The organism is Tatumella saanichensis, from assembly GCF_000439375.1.
Taxonomy (GTDB): Bacteria; Pseudomonadota; Gammaproteobacteria; order Enterobacterales; family Enterobacteriaceae; genus Tatumella; species Tatumella saanichensis.
In genome coordinates this window covers 24,457-43,013 of sequence record NZ_ATMI01000053.1, presented here as the reverse complement: position 1 = coordinate 43,013, position 18,557 = coordinate 24,457, and the positions used below count along the sequence as shown (strand labels likewise).

Below are 18,557 nucleotides of genomic sequence, written 5' to 3'. Positions count from 1 at the left end.
TTTATTCTCCTTAGAAACCGGCTGCACTGCCGTTACTGCGTGGGTCCGATGCCCCTTCCAGCATACCGTTAACATGGCGAACTACCGCGCCGGCATGTCCGGTGGCTTCACTGTAATCACTGAGCATTTCTACTTCATGGCCCATGGCGACTAGCTGCGCCACGGTATGTTCGGAAAAGCGTCCTTCCAGTTTCAAGGATTCACTGGAATCGCCCCAGGTACGACCCAACAGCCAGCGCGGGGCTGAAATCGCCTGTTGCAATGGCATTTTTTGCTGAATATGACGGGTAAAAACAGTGGCCTGGGTCTGTGGCTGACCGTCGCCGCCCATCGAACCATAGACCATGACTCTGCCATCTTTCAGGCGGGCTGCTGCTGGATTGAGGGTATGAAAAGGGTATTTGCCTGGCGCTAGGGTCAGTAGTTTATTGGGTTCTAAGCTGAAGGAGGCGCCGCGATTCTGCCAGAGGATGCCGGTATCAGGGATGACGACGCCACTGCCGAATTCATGATAAATGCTCTGGATAAACGAGACTGCCATTCCCTGCTGGTCTATGACGCCCATCCAGACCGTATCTCCCGGATTACGTTGTCCTGCAACCGGTGCGGCACGCTGAGGGTCGATATTTGCTGCCATGGCGGCCACTGCCTGCGGGTCGAGTAACGACTGGGCATCAACCGTCATTTCCCGAGGATCTGTGAGATAGTTATCACGCAGTGTGAAAGCTTGTTTGGTTGCTTCCACAATTCGGTGAATGGTATCAGCCTCACTGGCTTCTGCCATCTGTAAGTGATCGGTAATGCCGTTAATCGCCAAAGAGACCAGCCCCTGGGTTGGCGGGGTAAGGTTATACAGTGTTCCGTCACTGTGCTGCAGCTGCAGTGGGGCGCAGGTTTTGGCGTGATGCTGCTTCAGGTCAGCAGCGGTTACTGGCATCCCAAGAGTCTGCATCCCCTGAGCAATTTTCTCTGCCAGCGGGCCGCGGTAGAAACTGTCTAATCCATCATCCGCCAGGGCCTGCAGGGTAGCAGCCAGATCGGGTTGGCAGAAGCGACTGCCGGGCTCAGGTACCTTACCCTCTGGCAGATAAATGTCGGCAAAGCCGGGTAACGATTCCAGTTCTTGGCGCTTGGCGGCGGTGGCGGCAGCCTGTGATTCGGTGACGGGAATACCGGTTGCAGCATAACCGATGGCATCCTGCAGTAACTCTGCCAGCGGAGCAGGGGCGGCTCCCATCTGTTGTGATAAGGTGAGAGCTTGCTGCCAGCCACTGACCGTACCGGCCACCGTGAGTGCCGCTTGAGTCCCTCGATAAGGAATAGCTGTCATTCCTTGGTAAAAATCAACCGTGGCGAGGCTACCTGCGGCACCGCTGGCGTCAATAGCCACCGGTTCACCTTCTGGCGGTACGATAAGCCAGAAGCTGTCCCCGCCTAAACCGTTCATATGGGGGTAGACAACGGCAATAGTGGCTGCTGCTGCCACCATGGCTTCGATGGCATTGCCACCGCGCCTTAATACGGCCAGCGCACTTTGGCTGGCTAAATGATGGGGGGTGACCGCCATACCGTTTGGCGCAATATTACTCTGTATCATAGGCTCCTCAGAGGGCACAGATAAAAACAGTGCAATACCTAGCAATTTTTGTTCCTGATTTGTTTTTTTAGGGTGACTGCCATCAGAGTGGATCGAATCGTGCTAGGTTCTGCTGTAACAAACGTTGCAGGAGCGATGATGAAATCTTTGGACCAACGACTGGAAAGTCAGTATTCACAACTCTCCCCAAGGGAAAAACGGGTGGCTGATTTCGTGTTTGACCACTTTGATGATTTGATTAGCTATAACAGTGCAGAACTGGCCAGGCTGAGTGGCGTCTCTAAGGCGACAGTAAGCCGGTTATTTAAGCGCTTGGGTTATGAAAGATATAAGGATATGCACGATGAGCTGCGTACCCTACGCCAGACCGGTATGCCGCTAACGGATAACCGTGATGCGGTGCAGGGAAACACGTTACTGGCCCGACATTATAAGCAGGAGCTAGCAAATCTGACCCAGCTGTCAGGCAGCATCGATGCACAGCAGTTTAGTGGCATTATTCAGGCACTGAGCAGTGCGCGGCGGGTAGTGGTGTTTGGGTTACGTAACTCCTACCCGGTGGCCATGCACCTGCGCTTGCAACTGATGCAGAGCCGCCCCCAGGTGCAGTTGTTACCGACACCAGGACAGACGTTATCTGAAGAATTGGTGGATCTTGGCGAACAGGATGTGGTGGTGGTAGTAGCTTTTCGTCGCCGTCCGGCCATTATTCGCCCATTGCTGGAACAGTTACAGCGACAGTCGGTGCCGGTAGTACTGTTCAGTGAACCAAATGTGACAGCTCTGCAGGGATTGAGCCGCTGGCAATTGTCTGCACCGCTCGAGAGTGTTTCTGCCTTTGATAGCTACAGTGCCGCAATGAGCTTGGTTAATTTAGTGGCGAATGCCTTGTTACATGAGACCTTAGCCAGCGGCCGGCAGCGCATCCATCAGATTGCCGATCTCTATCAGCAATTGGATGAGCTAGAAACACGCTGATGGGGCACCAAGATGGTGCCTTGCATTTTCCGGGTGCAATCTCGCACCCTTTTTTTTTGCTGTTACTCGCGCTATTCCCCATCAAAACCGAGAGTTAATAAAAAAATCTTGTCGCGATTTTTTGGCACATTAGTTGCAAAAAGAATAACAAAGAATTTTTTGTTTCATTCACGGGGCAGGGTAGAAAAATGAAAAAATTATTGATGGCATGTGCCGGCGCAGCATTACTTTTCGCACAAAGTTCAGCCGTATTAGCCGACCAGTTGCAGGATATTCAGCACCGTGGCGTGCTGCGGGTAGCGGTCCCTCAGGATTTTCCTCCTTTTGGATCAGTGGGTACCGATCTGCAACCGCAGGGCTACGATATCGATATGGCCGCTTACCTGGCGAACAAGATGAAACTTAAGTTACAGCTGGTGCCGGTCAGCAGTGCTAACCGTGTTGCCTATCTGCAGACGGATAAAGTGGATTTAGTGATCTCCAGTCTGGGCAAAAATGCGGAACGTGAAAAAGTGATCGATTTTAGCCGTGCTTATGCACCATTCTTCCTAGGCGTGTTCGGCCCGAAAGATCATCCGGTAAAAGATGCTGCGGAACTGAGCGGCAAAACCATCGGGGTAACCCGTGGTGCCGTTGAAGACATGGTGCTGACTTCAATTGCGCCCAAAGACGCCACCATTCAGCGCTACGAAGATAACAACACTACGCTGTCTGCCTACTTAGCGGGGCAGGTTCAGTATGTGGCGACTGGCAACCTGGTGGTGGCTGCCATTACCCGTGAACATCCGTCCTCAGCACCGGTAGCAGAGTTTATGCTGAAAGATTCCCCTTGCTTTATTGGCCTGAAAAAAGATGAACCGGCACTGAAGCAGGAAGTGGATACGCTGATTAGTGACGGAATCAAAGACGGCACACTGAATGCGATGTCAGAAAAATGGATGAAAGCGCCGCTACCAGCCAGTTTGGGGAGCTGATCACTGTTTATGACACATCTCGATTTTCCGGCCTTATGGCCATATCGGCAGGCATTGCTATCCGGATTGTGGGTCACTGTCCAGCTGACAGTATTGGCGACTTTGGGCGGTGTGGCTCTGGGGATCCTCGGTGCGGCATTGCGCAGTGGCAAGCCAACCCTATTGAGCCGCCTGTGGGGCGGCTATGTGGCCCTGATCCGTAATACCCCTTTTATGGTTCAATTGTTCTTTATTGTCTTCGGCTTACCTAACATCGGCCTACGTCTGACGGCCGGTGAAGCCGCACTGTTAACCATGATCATCAACCTTGGGGCTTACAGTACCGAAATTATCCGTGCTGGGATCCAAGTCACGCCGAAAGGGCAGTGGGAAGCGTGTCGAGTGCTGGGCTTCAGCCGGCTGCAGACCTTTCTACGCGTGATCTTGCCCCCGGCCTTACAGCGTATTTATCCGTCGCTGGTGGGGCAGTGCATTATCGTGATGCTCGGGTCGTCGGTAGTGTCTCAGGTTTCCTATCAGGAATTGACCTTCCAGAGCAGCCTGATCCAGTCACGTACCTTCCTTAGTTTTGAGGTCTATTTGGTGACTACCCTGATCTATCTGCTGTTATCGATGGCGATGCGTCATATCCTGTTATTTGCTGGCCGACGTTGGCTGGGAGTGAGTGCAAAATGATGACATTTACAGATTGGGATATCATCCGCAACTTACTGCTAGCGGGGCGCTGGACGCTGGCTTTATCGCTGGTGGCGTTCTTCGGCGGTACCCTGACCACGATCCCGTTGCTACTGATGAGAATGAGCCGTTTTCGCAGCCTACAGTTACTGGTGCGTGGCTACTGTGGATTGTTTCAAGGAACACCGTTGTTGATGCAACTGTTCTTGGCCTTTTTTGGGGTGGCACTGTTCGGGATTGATGTCTCTCCTTGGGCCGCTGCATCTATTGCCCTGACCCTATATACCAGCGCCTTTCTGCTGGATATCTGGCATGGCAGTATTCTCGCGTTACCAAAAGGGCAATGGGAAGCTTCACGCTGTGTGGGGCTGAGTTTTACCCAAACGATGCTGCATGTGATCCTACCGCAGGCGCTGCGTATTGCGCTGGCCCCGACCGTCGGGTTTGCGGTACAGGTGATTAAAGGGACGGCGCTGGCCTCAATTATCGGCTTTGTCGAGATCACCAAAGCCGGTTCCATGCTGACTAATGTCACCTTCGAGCCATTTAAAGTCTTTGGCTTAGTTGCCTTGGGCTATTTTATTGTGTGTTACCCGCTGTCGCGTTACAGCCAATATCTGGAGAAGAAATTCGATGCCTCTCATCACCATTAATCAAATGCAAAAATATTACGGTGATAACCATGTGCTGAAAGGCATTGACCTAGATATCGATGCTGGCGAAGTCGTCTCAATTATCGGGCGAAGTGGATCTGGGAAAAGTACCTTATTGCGCTGCATTAACGGTCTTGAAGGTTATCAGGAAGGCAGTATCAAACTGGGTGGCATGACCATTACTGACAGCGACAGCCAGGCGCGCACTATCAGCCAATCGGTAGGCATGGTGTTTCAGAGTTTTAATCTGTTCCCACACATGACCGCATTGGAAAATGTGATGCTGGCACCACGACTGGTCCTGAAAAAATCTAAAGCAGAGAGCCGTGAATTGGCAGTACGGATGCTGGAAAAAGTCGGTCTTGGTGAGCGTCTGGACTATTCGCCGTCCAGCCTATCTGGGGGACAGCAGCAGCGTGTTGCCATCGCCCGAGCATTGGCGATGGAGCCAAAGGTGTTACTCTGCGATGAAATTACCTCCGCCTTGGATCCGGAACTGGTCGGCGAGGTACTGCGGGTGCTCGAGCAATTGGCCGCCGATGGTATGACCCTGATTCTGGTGACCCATGAAATGAACTTCGCCCGCAATGTTGGTGATCGGGTGGTATTTATGCACCAAGGAAAAGTCTGGGAGCAGGGGGACAGCAAAACCTTGTTTTCGGCTCCGCAGACCGCGGAACTCAAACAGTTTATTTCATCAGTACGTTTGTAATCCTCATTTTTAAGGAACAAGTTATGGATCTCAGCCAGTTTTCCTCAATTAATCCGCCACAACGTTTACTGATGGGGCCTGGGCCAATCAATGCTGACCCGCGGGTGTTACGCGCTATGTCTAGTCAGTTGGTGGGCCAGTATGATCCGGCGATGACCGGTTATATGAACGACGTCATGGCGCTGTATCGCGGCGTATTTTGTACCCAAAACCCGTGGACCTTTCTGGTAGACGGTACCTCTCGTGCTGGTATTGAGGCGATCCTGGTGTCGGCGATCCGCCCCGGAGACAAAGTGCTGGTACCGGTGTTCGGTCGCTTTGGTCATCTGCTATGTGAAATTGCTCACCGCTGTCGCGCCGAGGTGCATACCATCGAAGTTCCTTGGGGAGAAGTCTTTACTGCCGATCAGGTGGAAGATGCGATTCGTCGTATCCAGCCGAAAATGCTGCTAACGGTACAGGGCGATACCTCGACCACTATGCTGCAACCGCTAGCAGAGCTAGGTGAAATCTGTCGTCGACACGATGTGTTGTTCTATACCGATGCCACGGCATCGCTGGGAGGGAACCCGCTTGAGACCGATGCCTGGGGACTCGATGCGGTCTCTGCAGGTATGCAGAAATGCCTTGGCGGCCCGTCCGGAACCTCTCCGGTAACCCTGAGTCCGAAGATGGAAGCTGTGATCCGCAAACGTAAACGCGTGGAACAGGGGATCCGTACCGCTGATCATCTGGAAGGTGAGGATGAGATGATCTACTCCAATTATTTTGATCTCGGCATGATCATGGATTACTGGGGCCCGGAGCGTTTGAATCACCATACCGAAGCCACAACAGCACTGTTTGGGGCTAGAGAATGTGCCCGTCTTATTTTGCAGGAAGGGGTAGAGGCTGGCATTGCACGCCACAAGTTACACGGAGATGCGATGCTGAATGGTATCCGTGCCATGGGGCTGGAAGTGTTCGGTGATGTGCAGCATAAAATGAATAACGTACTGGGGGTCGTGATCCCGCAGCAGGTGAATGGCGATCAGGTGCGCAGCATGATGCTGAACGATTTCGGCATTGAGATCGGCACCTCTTTCGGTCCTCTGCATGGCAAAGTCTGGCGTATCGGCACCATGGGCTATAACGCCCGCAAACAATGTGTGCTGCAAACCCTCAGCGCCTTAGAGTCAGTGCTTAACCGTCTGAAATTTACCACCACACAAGGTGCAGCCATGCAGGCAGCCTGGGACAGCTATCCGGCGGATGCGGCCCATGGCTAATCCGATGAGCGTCGAACAGGCGCAACAGGCCGGTGAGCGGGCGATGGCCCGTTGCGAGACACTGGCATCTATCAGTGAAACGCCGGGTCAACTGACTCGGGTTTATTTGTCAGCGGAACATCTACGTGCTAATCAGCAAGTGGCGCAATGGATGGAGCAGGCAGGTATGCGAGTTTGGCAAGATCAGGTCGGCAATATCTGTGGCCGTTATGAAGGATTGACCGCCGGTGCACCAGCGATCTTACTGGGTTCTCATCTGGACAGTGTGCGTAATGCCGGTAAATATGATGGCCCACTAGGGGTACTGACGGCGATTGAAACGGTCAGTTGGCTGAATCAACAACAGAAACGGCTACCGGTCGCCATTGAGATTGTTGGATTTGCCGATGAAGAAGGCACTCGCTTTGGGATCACCCTGCTGGGCAGTAAAGGGATCACCGGACGCTGGCCGGAGAGTTGGGTGGATCATCCGGATCAGCAGGGGATCACCGTGGCGCAGGCGATGCAACAGCTTGGACTGAATGCGGCAGAGATCCACCACGCTGCCCGCCGCCGTGACGAATTCATCGCGTATCTGGAACTGCATATTGAACAAGGGCCGTGCTTGGAAGACGCCGAGTTGGCGCTGGGCGTGGTGACTGCCATTAACGGCGCACGCCGTTTGAACTGTTGCTTTACCGGCATGGCAGGACATGCTGGGACGGTGCCAATGACCCACCGCAAAGATGCGTTAGCGGCGGCGGCAGAATGGATGGTATTTATCGAGCAGCAGACTCAAGCGGCTGACCCACAGTTGGTGGCAACCGTCGGGACGCTGTCCTGTGCCCCCGGCGCAGTCAATGTGATCCCCGGAGAGGTCCAATTATCGTTGGATATCCGTGGGCCAGAGGATGAACCCTTACAAAACTTGCTACAGCAACTGTTACAGGAAGCCGAGGCGATTGCCGCCCGGCGCGGTTTGACCTTCAGCGCCGAGCAATTCTACGGTATACCGGCCACCACCTGTGACAGCGGTTTACGCGATGCTCTCAGTGATGCGGTGACGGCGGTGCAGGGTAAATCGATGTTGTTGCCTAGCGGCGCAGGGCATGATGCGATTGCCATCGCTGAATGTTGGCCTGTGGCGATGTTGTTTGTTCGTTGTGCCGGTGGGATCAGTCATCATCCGGCAGAGTCCGTTACCACTGAGGATGTGGCACTGGCTATCCATGCTTATCTACTGGCGATATTGGGTGTGGCCGAACGACATCATCTGGCCTAACCCTGCGGATATCCATTGAGGAAGTGTCATGAATATTGAGCAATTTAATGCCCTGACGGTCGCCGAGGCATTAGCAGCTGTTGCACCCTGTGTGGCGATTAATGCTTGGCAACAGCAACTGGTTGCCGCCCGGCCTTTTGACAGCAGTGAGCAGGCGTTGACCGTGGCAGAACAACTTTCTATGCACTGGCAATTGCCGGAGCTGATGGAAGCCCTAAGTGCGCATCCGCGTATCGGTGAACAAGCTCAAGGAGAACAGGCGCATCATCAAGCGTCACGCAGTGAGCAGGCTTCGGTACTGAGTGCGGACGATGTGGTGAAACAGGCAATGGCCGCAGGTAACCGTGCCTATGAAGCACGTTTTGGTCGTATTTTTCTGATCCGCGCCAAGGGACGCAGTCCACAGGAGATCCTCGCGTGTTTGCAGCAACGGCTGAAAAATAGCGATAATGAAGAGCTGCCTGAAACTCTGCAGCAATTACGTGAAATAACGTTATTGCGATTACAGGAGGTTTTGCTATGAGCACCATTACCACCCATATTCTGGACACCGCGCTAGGAAAACCGGCCCGTGATGTGCGGATTGTGCTTGAACAGCAGTCGCCGGAAGGCTGGTCTGAATTGGCGACGGGCAAGACAGACAGTGACGGTCGTCTAAAAACCCTGACACCGGAACCGGTGACGCCGGGGCATTACCGTCTGACGGCAGAAATCGGTGATTATTTTGCGGTGACAGGCCGACAGTCGCTCTACCTGACCGCGCAGATTGATTTTGTGATCCCGGAGGCGGGGAGTCACTATCATCTGCCGTTTGTGATCACCCCTTGGGCATGGTCGACCTATCGTGGCAGTTAAGTGGTGTTGAAAAAAACGGGTCACTCAGTGACCCGTTTTTTTCCCCTTAATTCAGGGTAAAAGCATCTGCATCGCGCCATGCGGGGAAACGTTCGCGGTAGGCCTGTAACGCTTCCAAGGACAGCACTGCGCTGCTGACGGTCGCTACATGAGGCTCCGCACAGGCCAAGAACTCGCCGGTCGGGCTAATGATGCGGCTGTCGCCACTGTAACTGAGTTGATTGGCATCTTCGCCGACACGGTTACAGCCAAGGACATAGGCCTGGTTCTCGATAGCTCGCGCCAGTAATAGCGCCTGCCAGTGTGCACTACGGGCGGCTGGCCAGCTCGCAATATACAGCGCCAAGTCGTAATCGTTACGGTTACGGGCGAACACTGGGAAACGTAGGTCATAGCAGATCTGTGGCAGGATACGAAAGCCCCGCCATTCAATGATCACCCGCTGATTGCCAGCCTGATAAAAATGATGTTCTTCCCCCATCCGGAACAGATGGCGTTTGTCATAACGATGGACTTCGCCTGCGGGGCTGACCAGCAGGAAACGGTTAACCGACCCTTCACCTTCGGCCGGCGTTAGGGCGACGCTGCCGCCGATCAGAGCATCGTATTTTTTCGCCTGCTCCGTCAGCCAGGCAATCACCACCGGTTCTGGTAAGGAACTTTTAGCGGCTTCCATGGCAAAACCGGTAGTGAACATTTCCGGAAGGATGATCAAATCACTGTCCGGTACTTGCTGTAATACCTGTTCAAAATGACGGAAGTTGGCTTCACCGTCCATCCATACTAAGGGTTGTTGCAATAAGCTGACTTTTAAATCTGACATAAGCGCTCCGCGGCCGCAGCCAGTGTATGTTCCTGTTTAGCAAAACAGAGACGGATCAGTTTATGAGGGAATTCACCGGCACAGAATACCGATAATGGGATCGCCGCTACACCGACTTCTTTGGTTAGCCACTGGCAAAAACTGACATCATCCAAGTCAGAAATATCACTGTAATCAAGTAGCAGGAAGTAGGTCCCTTCACAGGGCAGGATCTTGAAACGGCTGTCCTGCAGCGCATTGACCAGAAAATCGCGACGTTGCTGATAAAATCCTGGCAGTTCTAAATAATGCTCCGGCGCTTGGTGCAGCATATCGGCTAAAGCGAACTGGGCAGGAGTATTGACCGCGAAGGTCAGGTACTGATGTACCTTACGGATTTCAGCAGAAATGGCTGCGGGTGCCACACAGTATCCCACTTTCCAACCTGTCATATGAAAGGTTTTACCGAAAGAGGAGACCGCGATCCCACGCTGGCGCAGTTGTGGATGTTGCAGGATGCTGTAATGACCGTTTTTGGCAAAGCAGATATGCTCGTAGACTTCATCACTCAGTACGTAGGTTTCCTGCTGACCAATGGCCTGCCATAAGGCTTCGAAATCACTCTGCTGCCAGACGGTAGCCGTCGGGTTGTGTGGGGTATTCAGGATCACCAACCGGGTTTTGTCGGACAGTAAGTCGGCAAAGGCTTGCCAGTCAGGGCGGAAGCCCGGGGGCTGCAGGGCGATCCGCTTGAGGATCCCGCCGGACAGTTCCACCGCCGGCGCATAGCTGTCATAGCTTGGGTCAAAACAAATCACTTCATCGCCGGGACGAACCAGTGCGGTAATGGCAGCAAACAGCGCTTCGGTTGCCCCGGCAGTGACGGTAATATCGGTGTTAACGTCCGGTGTATAACCGTAGCAGCGTGCTGTTTTCTCCGCAATGGCTTCACGCAGTGGCTGCACTCCGGTCATTGGCGCATACTGGTTGGCACCTTGGCTGACATACCACGCTAACTGCTTTTGCAGATAAACCGGGCCATCAAAATCAGGAAAACCTTGAGACAGGTTGATGGCCTGATGCTGCTGCGCCAGGGCGCTCATCTGGCTGAAAATGGTAGTGCCAAGGGCCGGAAGTTTACTGTCGGGAGTGAAAGTCTGCTGCGTCATGTTTAATTCTGCCTTATCCGCGGCGGGTGTTGTGAATGATAAATCTTGGAATGACCGAAGCCTTTATTGATGCCACTATAAACAGGATGCTAGAATTTGGCAATGAAGACGCTTAGACGGCTAAACACTTTGCAGAACCCCCGACCTGATAATCATCAGGCTTTTCTGCACATTATAGGCAGCTATGCTGCGGAGGTTGAATGATACGCGCGATTGTGACGGACATTGAAGGGACGACCAGTGATATCCGCTTTGTACACCAGGTGTTATTTCCTTATGCGCGTCAGCGTCTGGAGAGCTTTGTCACCGAGCACCAGCACACGCCGGAAGTGGCTGCGATCTTGGAAAGCCTGCGAGATGAAACCCATCAGCCACAAGCAACTACGGCTGATCTGATCGACACTTTGTACCGTTTTATGGATGAAGATCGTAAATCGACGGCGCTGAAATCCTTACAGGGAATGATCTGGCGTGAAGGGTATGTGAGCGGTGATTTTACCGGGCACCTGTATGCAGACGTGTTACCCGCCTTGAAACAGTGGCATGAGCAGGGAATTGCGCTAAATGTCTACTCTTCCGGATCGGTGCCAGCACAGAAGCTGTTGTTCGGTTATAGCGATGCGGGGGATATTACCGGCTTGTTCAGCGGTTATTTCGATACCCGTGTCGGAGCAAAAAGAGAAACGATCTCTTACCAAAATATTGGCAAGCAACTGGGCTTGGAAGCAGAGCAGATCCTGTTTCTGTCCGATATCCATCAAGAACTGGATGCAGCCCGTGCCGCCGGCTGGAAAACCGTACAGTTAATCCGCGGCGACGCTGATCACGACAGTGTTCATCCTCAGGTCAGCCGCTTTGATCAGATCAGCGTGGAGAGTGTGTAAGATGAGTGCATTAACCATTTTTACTGATAACGATGCCAGCCAGCCTGTCTGGCAAAGTGAAGATGCGGCACAGATCCGCGACAAACTGGCCGCACTGCATATCCGTTTTGAACGCTGGGCCGCTGATCGTGAGTTGGGCAGCGACCCGACGGCTGAGACGGTGCTTAAGGCTTATCAGCATGAAATTGAAAAACTGGTGGCAGAGAAAGGCTACAAAAGCTGGGATGTGATCAGCATGGGTGCTAACCATCCGGATAAGCAGGCACTGCGTGAGAAGTTTCTTTCAGAGCATACCCATGGCGAGGATGAAGTTCGTTTCTTTGTCGAGGGGGCCGGATTGTTTTGCCTGCATATTGACGATCATATCTATCAGATCCTCTGTGAAAAGAATGATCTGATCTCGGTGCCTGCGGGAACGCCACACTGGTTCGATATGGGATCACAGCCGGATTTTACGGCGATCCGCATTTTTGATAACCCAGAAGGGTGGATCGCTCGCTTTACTGGCGATGCCATTGCCGACAGCTACCCGCGTCTACCATAACGTCGCGGACATCCCCCGCGGACAGCGGGGGAATCGCTATGCAGATAAGGGGTTTACTCTGCAGAGCGGAAAAAACCCTCAGTAACCTGCTGCGGCGTGACGCAGCCGGTATCCAGCACCCAGCCACTGATCAGCGCCGCCGGAGTGACATCGAACGCCGGATTGTGGACCGAAATACCTTCTGGTGCCCACTGTACTGCGCCAAAGCTACCGGATACACCTGTTATTTCACTGGCGGCCCGCTGTTCAATCGGGATCTCTTTTCCAGAGAGACAGTGTCGGTCGATAGTGGTATGTGGTGCGGCCACATAGAAAGGAACACGGTGATAATGGGCCAGCACCGCCAGACTGTAGGTGCCGATTTTGTTGGCCACATCGCCGTTAGCGGCAATACGGTCTGCGCCGACCCATACGGCATCCACCTGACCTTCCGCCATTAAGGCCGCGGCCATGCTGTCGGTGATCAGTTGACAAGGGATGCCCTTTTCAGTGAGTTCCCATGCGGTCAGACGTCCTCCCTGTAACAGTGGGCGCGTTTCTCCCACCCACACATGTTGGACCTTACCTTGCTGCCACGCGTGACTGATGACACCCAGTGCTGTACCACTGCCTGCGGTTGCCAGCCCGCCGGTATTACAGTGAGTGAGAATACGGCTGTCGGCGTTGACCAGTGGTGTCCCGGCGTGGGCAATATTATCACACAGCTGCCGGTCCTCTTCGATCAGACGCTGGGCTTCTCTGACCATGGCATTGATATAATCAGTGCCTTCCAGGGCCTGCTTCATACGGTCGAGATTATTCATCAGATTCACCGCCGTTGGCCGCGAGGCGCGCAGGGTGGCTAATGAGGTGTGCAGCGCCTGCTGCGACATTCCCTGTTCAGCCTGTAACGCCAACAGCAGTGAGGCCGATAAGCCAATCAGCGGCGCACCGCGTACGCGCAGGGCATGAATATGGGCGACCAACTGGTCGGTGGTGGCGGCAGGGAGCCAGTTTTTTTCCTGAGGTAGCGCCTGCTGGTCAAGGATCCACAGCTGGTTATCAGTAATTCTCAGGCTGGTTGTTTGCAGAGTTTGCATCAAAATTATTTCCGGTTTGCTTCACTGGCAATGAGTATGCCAATATACGGCGCATAATAGAAGTGTAGACGTCTGAAAGGCCTAAGTTATCCGGCCGGGATCTGAGAGGAAAGCCACAATGTCGCAATACCGTACCTTTACTGCCACCGATGCCGTGGAATATGCGAGGCAGTTTTCTGGGCTGGGAAACCCTGAAACGCTAGTCAGCGCACAGGAAATTGGTGATGGTAATCTGAATCTGGTATTCAAAATTCTGGATCAGCAGGGTATCAGTCGTGTGATTGTGAAACAGGCGCTACCCTATGTCCGCTGCGTTGGAGAATCTTGGCCGCTCACCCTTGACCGTGCGCGCCTCGAAGCCGAAACGCTGACCGAACATTATCGTTATAGCCCGCAGTATACAGTGCAGGTGACGCATTACGATGCTGAGCTTGCAGTAATGGTTATGGAAGATCTTTCCGACCATAAAATCTGGCGTGGTGAGTTAGTCAGCGGTAAACATTATCCCGAAGCGGCTCGCCAGTTAGGAGAGTATCTGTCAGCGGTGCTGTTCTCGACTTCTGATTTTGCCCTGGCTGCCGCTCAGAAAAAGCAGCAGGTTGCGCAGTTTATCAATACCGAAATGTGTGAGATCACCGAAGACCTGTTCTTCAATGATCCTTATACCGATCATCCGCGTAACAGCTATCCGTCGGCACTGGAGCCTCTGGTGGCGTCGCTGCGCGAGGATGCTGAGTTAAGAGTGGCGGTGGCTGGGCTGAAGCAACATTTCCTGAGCCATGCTGAGGCATTACTGCATGGCGATATTCATTCTGGATCGGTGTTCGTGACTGATACCTCACTGAAAGCTATTGATGCAGAGTTCGGCTATTTTGGGCCGATGGGCTTTGATATCGGTACCTTAATGGGCAATCTGTTACTGAACTACTGTGGCGCTCCCGGATTACTGGCCCCTCGTGAAGCGGCAGATGTCCGTGAACAGCGTCTCACGGATATTGTGACGCTGTGGGAAACTTTCCGCGCTGACTTCCTCAAGCGTGCTGCCGAGCACACTCACGATGTGGCGCTGGCCGTCAACGGCTATGCGCAGCACTTTTTGCAGAAAGTCTGGCGAGATGCCATCGGTTATTGTGGTGTGGAACTGATCCGCCGTACCGTCGGCATGTCGCATGTGGCGGATATGACTCAGATTCAAGATGATATGATGCGCACTGATTGTCTGCGCCATGCGATCACCCTCGGGCGGACGTTGATACTGGCGGCGTCTCACGTAGGGGATGCTCAGGCGCTGGTGGCAAGGGTCCGTCAGGTGATCTAAGCGAGTGCTGCCACAAACGGATGCCACCTGCGGGTGGCATCTGCATTGTTGGGTGTTGGCTTCATTAGTGCTCACTCGCTTTTTCTATGTAGTTAGGCTTAGGTGAACGGTTGGATATGCGAGCGAGCTAACACTCTTTGGCGGATCCCGTCACAGAGGCTTGCGCTGGAAACTGGTTGGGCTACACTGGCGGCGTTAATTTTTCGATCTAAGGACCCCCTATGTACCAGGATATTATTCGTTCAGAACTGAATGAAGCCGCAGAGACGCTTAACCACTTTCTGAAGGATGAAAACAATATTCAGGCGATCCAGCAGGCAGCCGTATTGCTGGCAGACAGCTTTAAAGCCGGGGGTAAAGTACTCTCCTGCGGTAATGGCGGTTCCCACTGCGATGCCATGCATTTTGCAGAAGAACTGACCGGCCGTTATCGTGAAAACCGTCCCGGCTATCCGGCGATTGCTATCTCAGATGTCAGCCATATTTCCTGCGTCAGCAATGACTTTGGCTATGATCACGTCTTTTCCCGTTTTACCCAGGCGGTGGGCCGTCAGGGGGATGTATTACTGGGGATCTCAACCTCTGGCAACTCTGCCAATATTATCAAGGCTATCGAAGCGGCTCGGGCGCAGGGCATGAAAGTGATTACCCTGACCGGTAAAGACGGCGGTAAAATGGCCGGCAGTGCCGATGTTGAAATCCGTGTACCGCACTTCGGGTTTGCCGACCGGATCCAGGAAATTCACATCAAGGTGATCCATATCCTGATCTTGCTGATCGAAAAAGAGATGGAAAAGTAAACATCCCTTATCACCGCGGCTAAAAAGCGCAGAAAGGCGGGCTTGCGGGCCTTGCCAGCGCGCTGACTGCATGGTATCTCTTTGGAATAACGCCTGGGCGACCTCCGCCCAGCGATAAGATTCTGAAGAGGGCGTAGCGATGTGTGAACTGCTCGGGATGAGCGCCAACGTACCGACTGATATCTGTTTCAGCTTTACCGGTTTGGTGCAGCGTGGCGGGGGCACCGGCCCCCATAAAGATGGCTGGGGGATCACTTTCTACGAAGGGAAGGGTTGCCGGACGTTTAAAGATCCGCTGCCCAGTATCCATTCGCCGGTAGCAAACTTGGTACGCGACTACCCTATCAAATCACACTCAGTAGTGGCCCATATCCGCCAAGCTAACCGCGGTAATGTCTCCTTAGAAAATACCCACCCCTTCACCCGCGAATTATGGGGACGTCACTGGACCTATGCCCACAACGGTCAGCTAAAAGGTTATCAGCAGCTGGACACCGGCACCTTTCGGCCGGTGGGCGAGACCGACAGTGAAAAGGCCTTTTGCTGGATCTTACACAAGCTCGCCACCCGTTATCCGCGAACACCTGGTAATTGGCCGGCGGTATTCCGCTATATAGCCAGCCTGGCAGACGAGTTACGTCAGAAAGGGGTGTTCAATATGCTGCTCTCTGATGGTCGCTATCTGATGGCCTATTGCTCGACTAACCTACACTGGATCACTCGCCGGGCCCCTTTTGGTAAGGCAACGCTGTTAGATCAGGATGTTGAAATTGATTTTCAGCAACAGACCACCCCGCAGGATGTGGTGACGGTGGTGGCGACTCAGCCACTGACCGGAAATGAAACCTGGCACAAGATTGCGCCAGGTAAATGGCAGTTATTTTGTCTGGGCGAGCGTGAAAACGGGCTTTGACGGTGACTGGTTGCCGCTGAACGGGTCACGGTTCAGCGGCGCTGAGCGAGGCAGGTCTTGTGATAGCACGTAGCGACCATTCTGAACGCTCATCGCCGGTGGCTGATGATGCTGCTGGAAGTAGTCATACCCCGGCTTCAGTTGCTGCCAAAAGTTGTAATAATCAGAATAACGGTGTAACTGCATATTCTGATCGGTCATGCGGAATGGGAAAATATCCACATCCACCTCTGATTGCCCGGCCCGCAATGCGGCACTGACCCACGCATAAATCTGATCAATACTGGTATCCGTCATCGCATAACAACCGATTGAAACGCAGTTACCGTGGATCATCAGATACTTGCCATTATAGCCGTTCTCACGGTCAAACTGGTTGGGGAAACCAATGTTGATCGCCTTATTGAAATGGCTATCGGGATTTAACTGACTGCTGCGCACGGTATAGAAACCTTCGGGACTTTTAAAGTCGCCTTCTACCCGTTTCGGCCCTAAACCCCCTGAAAAATCACAAATCCGGAAACTATTGATTAAACGGTACTGATTGCCCTCAAGACCGTAGAGATCGAGGGTTCGCTCCTGTTTGAATATCTGAATAAATACCGGTGTGCCGGGCTGCATCGCCAGCGGCGGGCTAGTGGCGGGAGCGGGTGCGAAGGGGCGGATCAAACCATCAGCCATAACCTGAAAACCAGCGGTTACTAACAGGATCGCAATAAAGAGTGCGATTTTACGCATGCTGCAAATACCTTGAAAAAGGGTGAGAGAGAGTCGGTGAAGCCGGTGGACAGGTGTGATATCTGCATAGTGCGGCCACGGGCAACATTATCATTGTCTGAGGTTTAATCAAGCCAGCAGCTGAGAAAATTCTGTCAATTTTGTCAACGGATTTGTCATACCCTGGCAACAACGGTGTCAGGTTGATTTTTACACTGATTATTTATACAGTACTGCCAGTTAACTACCGGAGCTGGAGCGGATGCGTAAAATCATTCATGTGGATATGGACTGCTTTTATGCTGCGGTAGAGATGCGTGATAACCCGGCATTACGGGAGATCCCTTTGGCTATTGGTGGTAGCCGTGAGCGGCGTGGCGTGATCAGTACCGCCAACTATCCGGCCCGCAAATACGGGGTACGCAGTGCCATGCCCACGGCAACGGCACTGAAACTGTGCCCGCACCTGACGTTGCTACCTGGTCGATTTGATGCCTATAAAGCCGCGTCAGCGCATATCCGTGAAATCTTTAGCCGCTATACTCCGTTGATTGAACCTCTGTCGCTGGATGAAGCCTATTTGGATGTCAGCGACTGCTCACGTTTTCAAGGGTCCGCGACCCTGATCGCCCAAGAGATCCGCCAGACTATCTGGCAGGAGTTGCAACTGACCGCATCCGCTGGGGTGGCACCTATCAAATTTTTGGCGAAGATCGCCTCTGATATGAATAAACCCGATGGTCAGTATGTGATCACGCCGGTGGAGATGGATGCCTTTATCTGTGGACTGGCACTAGAGAAAATTCCCGGCGTCGGCCAGGTCTCGGCCCGTAAACTGGCTGAGATGGGGCTGAATACCTGTCAGGATGTCCGTAATACCGATTTGGCGATGCTGCTGAAACGGTTTGGTAAATCCGGTCGGATATTGTGGGAGCGCAGCCACGGCATTGATGAGCGAGAGGTGGTGGTGGACCGGGTGCGTAAATCTGTTGGCGTTGAGACCACCCTGGAGCGGGACATTGATCAGTGGCAGGACTGTTTGACGGTTCTGGAGCGGCTGTATCCTGAACTTGAGCGCCGGCTAAAGCAAGTGCGTCCTGACCTTCGTATCAGCCGACAGGGCGTTAAATTCCGTTTTTCTGACTTTCAGCAGACGACTCGCGAACATGTCTGGTCAGTGTTGAATAAACAGGATTTGCTGGAGATTGCCCGTGAGGGATGGGAGCAACGGCGAGGGGGGCGAGGCGTTAGGCTAGTGGGGCTGCATGTCACTTTGACCGACCCAGATCAGGAAAGGCAGTTGCCGTTATTGTTGTAGCAGCAATGAATGCGCCGGAGAGCTGTCCCCGGCGCAGTGG

General features: G+C 53.3%; 20 protein-coding genes. 15 read left to right on the top strand and 5 right to left on the bottom strand.

The window, feature by feature from the left end:
• Positions 1-10: 10 nt before the first annotated feature.
• The gene (gene ggt, locus DW47_RS0114740; protein ID WP_029687187.1) at positions 11-1,597 is read right to left on the bottom strand and encodes a gamma-glutamyltransferase; all 1,587 of its coding nucleotides are present in this window, start codon (positions 1,595-1,597) and stop codon (positions 11-13) included.
• 138 nt (positions 1,598-1,735) lie between these two features.
• On the opposite strand from ggt, the gene DW47_RS0114735 reads away from it, so the two are divergent.
• The 9 genes from DW47_RS0114735 (at position 1,736) to uraH (ending at position 8,973) form a co-directional block, all read left to right on the top strand.
• The gene (locus DW47_RS0114735; RefSeq protein WP_029687186.1) at positions 1,736-2,575 is read left to right on the top strand and encodes a MurR/RpiR family transcriptional regulator; all 840 of its coding nucleotides are present in this window, start codon (positions 1,736-1,738) and stop codon (positions 2,573-2,575) included.
• A gap of 188 nt (positions 2,576-2,763) precedes the next feature.
• Positions 2,764-3,549, top strand: a complete 786-nt coding sequence (locus tag DW47_RS0114730) for a transporter substrate-binding domain-containing protein (protein WP_029687185.1) — start codon at positions 2,764-2,766, stop codon at positions 3,547-3,549.
• A 9-nt stretch (positions 3,550-3,558) separates the two neighbouring features.
• Positions 3,559-4,224: an amino acid ABC transporter permease gene (locus DW47_RS0114725; RefSeq protein WP_029687184.1), complete on the top strand. Its 666-nt coding sequence runs from the start codon at positions 3,559-3,561 to the stop codon at positions 4,222-4,224.
• Complete coding sequence (locus tag DW47_RS0114720; protein ID WP_029687183.1) at positions 4,221-4,877, top strand: amino acid ABC transporter permease; 657 nt, start codon at positions 4,221-4,223, stop codon at positions 4,875-4,877. The genes DW47_RS0114725 and DW47_RS0114720 overlap by 4 nt, the downstream gene beginning before the upstream one ends.
• Entirely contained in the window at positions 4,858-5,589 is a 732-nt protein-coding gene (locus tag DW47_RS0114715) for an amino acid ABC transporter ATP-binding protein (protein WP_029687182.1), read from the top strand. The genes DW47_RS0114720 and DW47_RS0114715 overlap by 20 nt, the downstream gene beginning before the upstream one ends.
• A 23-nt stretch (positions 5,590-5,612) precedes the next feature.
• On the top strand, positions 5,613-6,857 hold the full coding sequence (locus DW47_RS0114710; RefSeq protein ID WP_029687181.1) for a pyridoxal-phosphate-dependent aminotransferase family protein: 1,245 nt from the start codon (positions 5,613-5,615) through the stop codon (positions 6,855-6,857).
• The gene (gene hpxK / locus DW47_RS0114705; protein WP_038027632.1) at positions 6,841-8,118 is read left to right on the top strand and encodes an allantoate amidohydrolase; all 1,278 of its coding nucleotides are present in this window, start codon (positions 6,841-6,843) and stop codon (positions 8,116-8,118) included. The genes DW47_RS0114710 and hpxK overlap by 17 nt, the downstream gene beginning before the upstream one ends.
• Before the next feature lie 28 nt (positions 8,119-8,146).
• Positions 8,147-8,641 (top strand): 2-oxo-4-hydroxy-4-carboxy-5-ureidoimidazoline decarboxylase, encoded by a 495-nt coding sequence (uraD, locus tag DW47_RS0114700; RefSeq protein ID WP_029687179.1) that lies wholly within the window; start codon positions 8,147-8,149, stop codon positions 8,639-8,641.
• A complete protein-coding gene (gene uraH, locus DW47_RS0114695) occupies positions 8,638-8,973 on the top strand; it encodes a hydroxyisourate hydrolase (RefSeq protein ID WP_029687178.1) in 336 nt (111 codons plus the stop codon). The genes uraD and uraH overlap by 4 nt, the downstream gene beginning before the upstream one ends.
• 46 nt (positions 8,974-9,019) lie before the next feature.
• Here the strand turns inward: uraH and DW47_RS0114690 are convergent, their stop codons facing one another.
• The gene (locus DW47_RS0114690) at positions 9,020-9,796 is read right to left on the bottom strand and encodes an amidohydrolase (RefSeq protein ID WP_029687177.1); all 777 of its coding nucleotides are present in this window, start codon (positions 9,794-9,796) and stop codon (positions 9,020-9,022) included.
• Positions 9,784-10,944 carry a pyridoxal phosphate-dependent aminotransferase gene (locus tag DW47_RS0114685; RefSeq protein WP_029687176.1) on the bottom strand — a complete coding sequence of 387 codons (1,161 nt, stop codon included), beginning with the start codon at positions 10,942-10,944 and terminating at the stop codon, positions 9,784-9,786. The genes DW47_RS0114690 and DW47_RS0114685 overlap by 13 nt, the downstream gene beginning before the upstream one ends.
• 200 nt (positions 10,945-11,144) lie before the next feature.
• Here DW47_RS0114685 and mtnC point away from each other — a divergent pair, with 200 nt between their 5' ends.
• Both mtnC and DW47_RS0114675 read left to right on the top strand, forming a co-directional pair.
• Complete coding sequence (gene mtnC, locus DW47_RS0114680; RefSeq protein ID WP_029687175.1) at positions 11,145-11,828, top strand: acireductone synthase; 684 nt, start codon at positions 11,145-11,147, stop codon at positions 11,826-11,828.
• 1 nt (position 11,829) lies between these two features.
• The gene (locus tag DW47_RS0114675; RefSeq protein WP_029687174.1) at positions 11,830-12,372 is read left to right on the top strand and encodes a 1,2-dihydroxy-3-keto-5-methylthiopentene dioxygenase; all 543 of its coding nucleotides are present in this window, start codon (positions 11,830-11,832) and stop codon (positions 12,370-12,372) included.
• 53 nt (positions 12,373-12,425) lie between these two features.
• Here the strand turns inward: DW47_RS0114675 and mtnA are convergent, their stop codons facing one another.
• Positions 12,426-13,451, bottom strand: coding sequence for an S-methyl-5-thioribose-1-phosphate isomerase (gene mtnA / locus DW47_RS0114670; protein WP_029687173.1), 1,026 nt, complete (start codon positions 13,449-13,451; stop codon positions 12,426-12,428).
• Positions 13,452-13,569: 118 nt separating this feature from the next.
• On the opposite strand from mtnA, the gene mtnK reads away from it, so the two are divergent.
• The 3 genes from mtnK (at position 13,570) to DW47_RS0114655 (ending at position 16,482) form a co-directional block, all read left to right on the top strand.
• Complete coding sequence (gene mtnK, locus DW47_RS0114665) at positions 13,570-14,769, top strand: S-methyl-5-thioribose kinase (protein ID WP_029687171.1); 1,200 nt, start codon at positions 13,570-13,572, stop codon at positions 14,767-14,769.
• 221 nt (positions 14,770-14,990) lie between these two features.
• Positions 14,991-15,569: a D-sedoheptulose 7-phosphate isomerase gene (gene lpcA / locus DW47_RS0114660; RefSeq protein ID WP_029687170.1), complete on the top strand. Its 579-nt coding sequence runs from the start codon at positions 14,991-14,993 to the stop codon at positions 15,567-15,569.
• Between the two features lie 139 nt (positions 15,570-15,708).
• A complete protein-coding gene (locus tag DW47_RS0114655) occupies positions 15,709-16,482 on the top strand; it encodes a class II glutamine amidotransferase (protein WP_029687169.1) in 774 nt (257 codons plus the stop codon).
• Here the strand turns inward: DW47_RS0114655 and DW47_RS0114650 are convergent.
• Entirely contained in the window at positions 16,447-17,220 is a 774-nt protein-coding gene (locus tag DW47_RS0114650) for a L,D-transpeptidase family protein (protein ID WP_029687168.1), read from the bottom strand. The genes DW47_RS0114655 and DW47_RS0114650 overlap by 36 nt on opposite strands.
• 241 nt (positions 17,221-17,461) lie before the next feature.
• On the opposite strand from DW47_RS0114650, the gene dinB reads away from it, so the two are divergent.
• The gene (dinB, locus tag DW47_RS0114645; protein ID WP_029687167.1) at positions 17,462-18,517 is read left to right on the top strand and encodes a DNA polymerase IV; all 1,056 of its coding nucleotides are present in this window, start codon (positions 17,462-17,464) and stop codon (positions 18,515-18,517) included.
• Positions 18,518-18,557: the final 40 nt, after the last annotated feature.

Bases quoted from the DNA above. Each gene is read 5' to 3' on its own strand.
- ggt (WP_029687187.1), bottom strand. From the start codon at position 1,597: ATGATACAGAGTAATATTGCGCCAAACGGTATGGCGGTCACCCCCCAT.
- DW47_RS0114735 (WP_029687186.1), top strand. From the start codon at position 1,736: ATGAAATCTTTGGACCAACGACTGGAAAGTCAGTATTCACAACTCTCC.
- DW47_RS0114730 (WP_029687185.1), top strand. From the start codon at position 2,764: ATGAAAAAATTATTGATGGCATGTGCCGGCGCAGCATTACTTTTCGCA.
- DW47_RS0114725 (WP_029687184.1), top strand. From the start codon at position 3,559: ATGACACATCTCGATTTTCCGGCCTTATGGCCATATCGGCAGGCATTG.
- DW47_RS0114720 (WP_029687183.1), top strand. From the start codon at position 4,221: ATGATGACATTTACAGATTGGGATATCATCCGCAACTTACTGCTAGCG.
- DW47_RS0114715 (WP_029687182.1), top strand. From the start codon at position 4,858: ATGCCTCTCATCACCATTAATCAAATGCAAAAATATTACGGTGATAAC.
- DW47_RS0114710 (WP_029687181.1), top strand. From the start codon at position 5,613: ATGGATCTCAGCCAGTTTTCCTCAATTAATCCGCCACAACGTTTACTG.
- hpxK (WP_038027632.1), top strand. From the start codon at position 6,841: ATGCGGCCCATGGCTAATCCGATGAGCGTCGAACAGGCGCAACAGGCC.
- uraD (WP_029687179.1), top strand. From the start codon at position 8,147: ATGAATATTGAGCAATTTAATGCCCTGACGGTCGCCGAGGCATTAGCA.
- uraH (WP_029687178.1), top strand. From the start codon at position 8,638: ATGAGCACCATTACCACCCATATTCTGGACACCGCGCTAGGAAAACCG.
- DW47_RS0114690 (WP_029687177.1), bottom strand. From the start codon at position 9,796: ATGTCAGATTTAAAAGTCAGCTTATTGCAACAACCCTTAGTATGGATG.
- DW47_RS0114685 (WP_029687176.1), bottom strand. From the start codon at position 10,944: ATGACGCAGCAGACTTTCACTCCCGACAGTAAACTTCCGGCCCTTGGC.
- mtnC (WP_029687175.1), top strand. From the start codon at position 11,145: ATGATACGCGCGATTGTGACGGACATTGAAGGGACGACCAGTGATATC.
- DW47_RS0114675 (WP_029687174.1), top strand. From the start codon at position 11,830: ATGAGTGCATTAACCATTTTTACTGATAACGATGCCAGCCAGCCTGTC.
- mtnA (WP_029687173.1), bottom strand. From the start codon at position 13,451: ATGCAAACTCTGCAAACAACCAGCCTGAGAATTACTGATAACCAGCTG.
- mtnK (WP_029687171.1), top strand. From the start codon at position 13,570: ATGTCGCAATACCGTACCTTTACTGCCACCGATGCCGTGGAATATGCG.
- lpcA (WP_029687170.1), top strand. From the start codon at position 14,991: ATGTACCAGGATATTATTCGTTCAGAACTGAATGAAGCCGCAGAGACG.
- DW47_RS0114655 (WP_029687169.1), top strand. From the start codon at position 15,709: ATGTGTGAACTGCTCGGGATGAGCGCCAACGTACCGACTGATATCTGT.
- DW47_RS0114650 (WP_029687168.1), bottom strand. From the start codon at position 17,220: ATGCGTAAAATCGCACTCTTTATTGCGATCCTGTTAGTAACCGCTGGT.
- dinB (WP_029687167.1), top strand. From the start codon at position 17,462: ATGCGTAAAATCATTCATGTGGATATGGACTGCTTTTATGCTGCGGTA.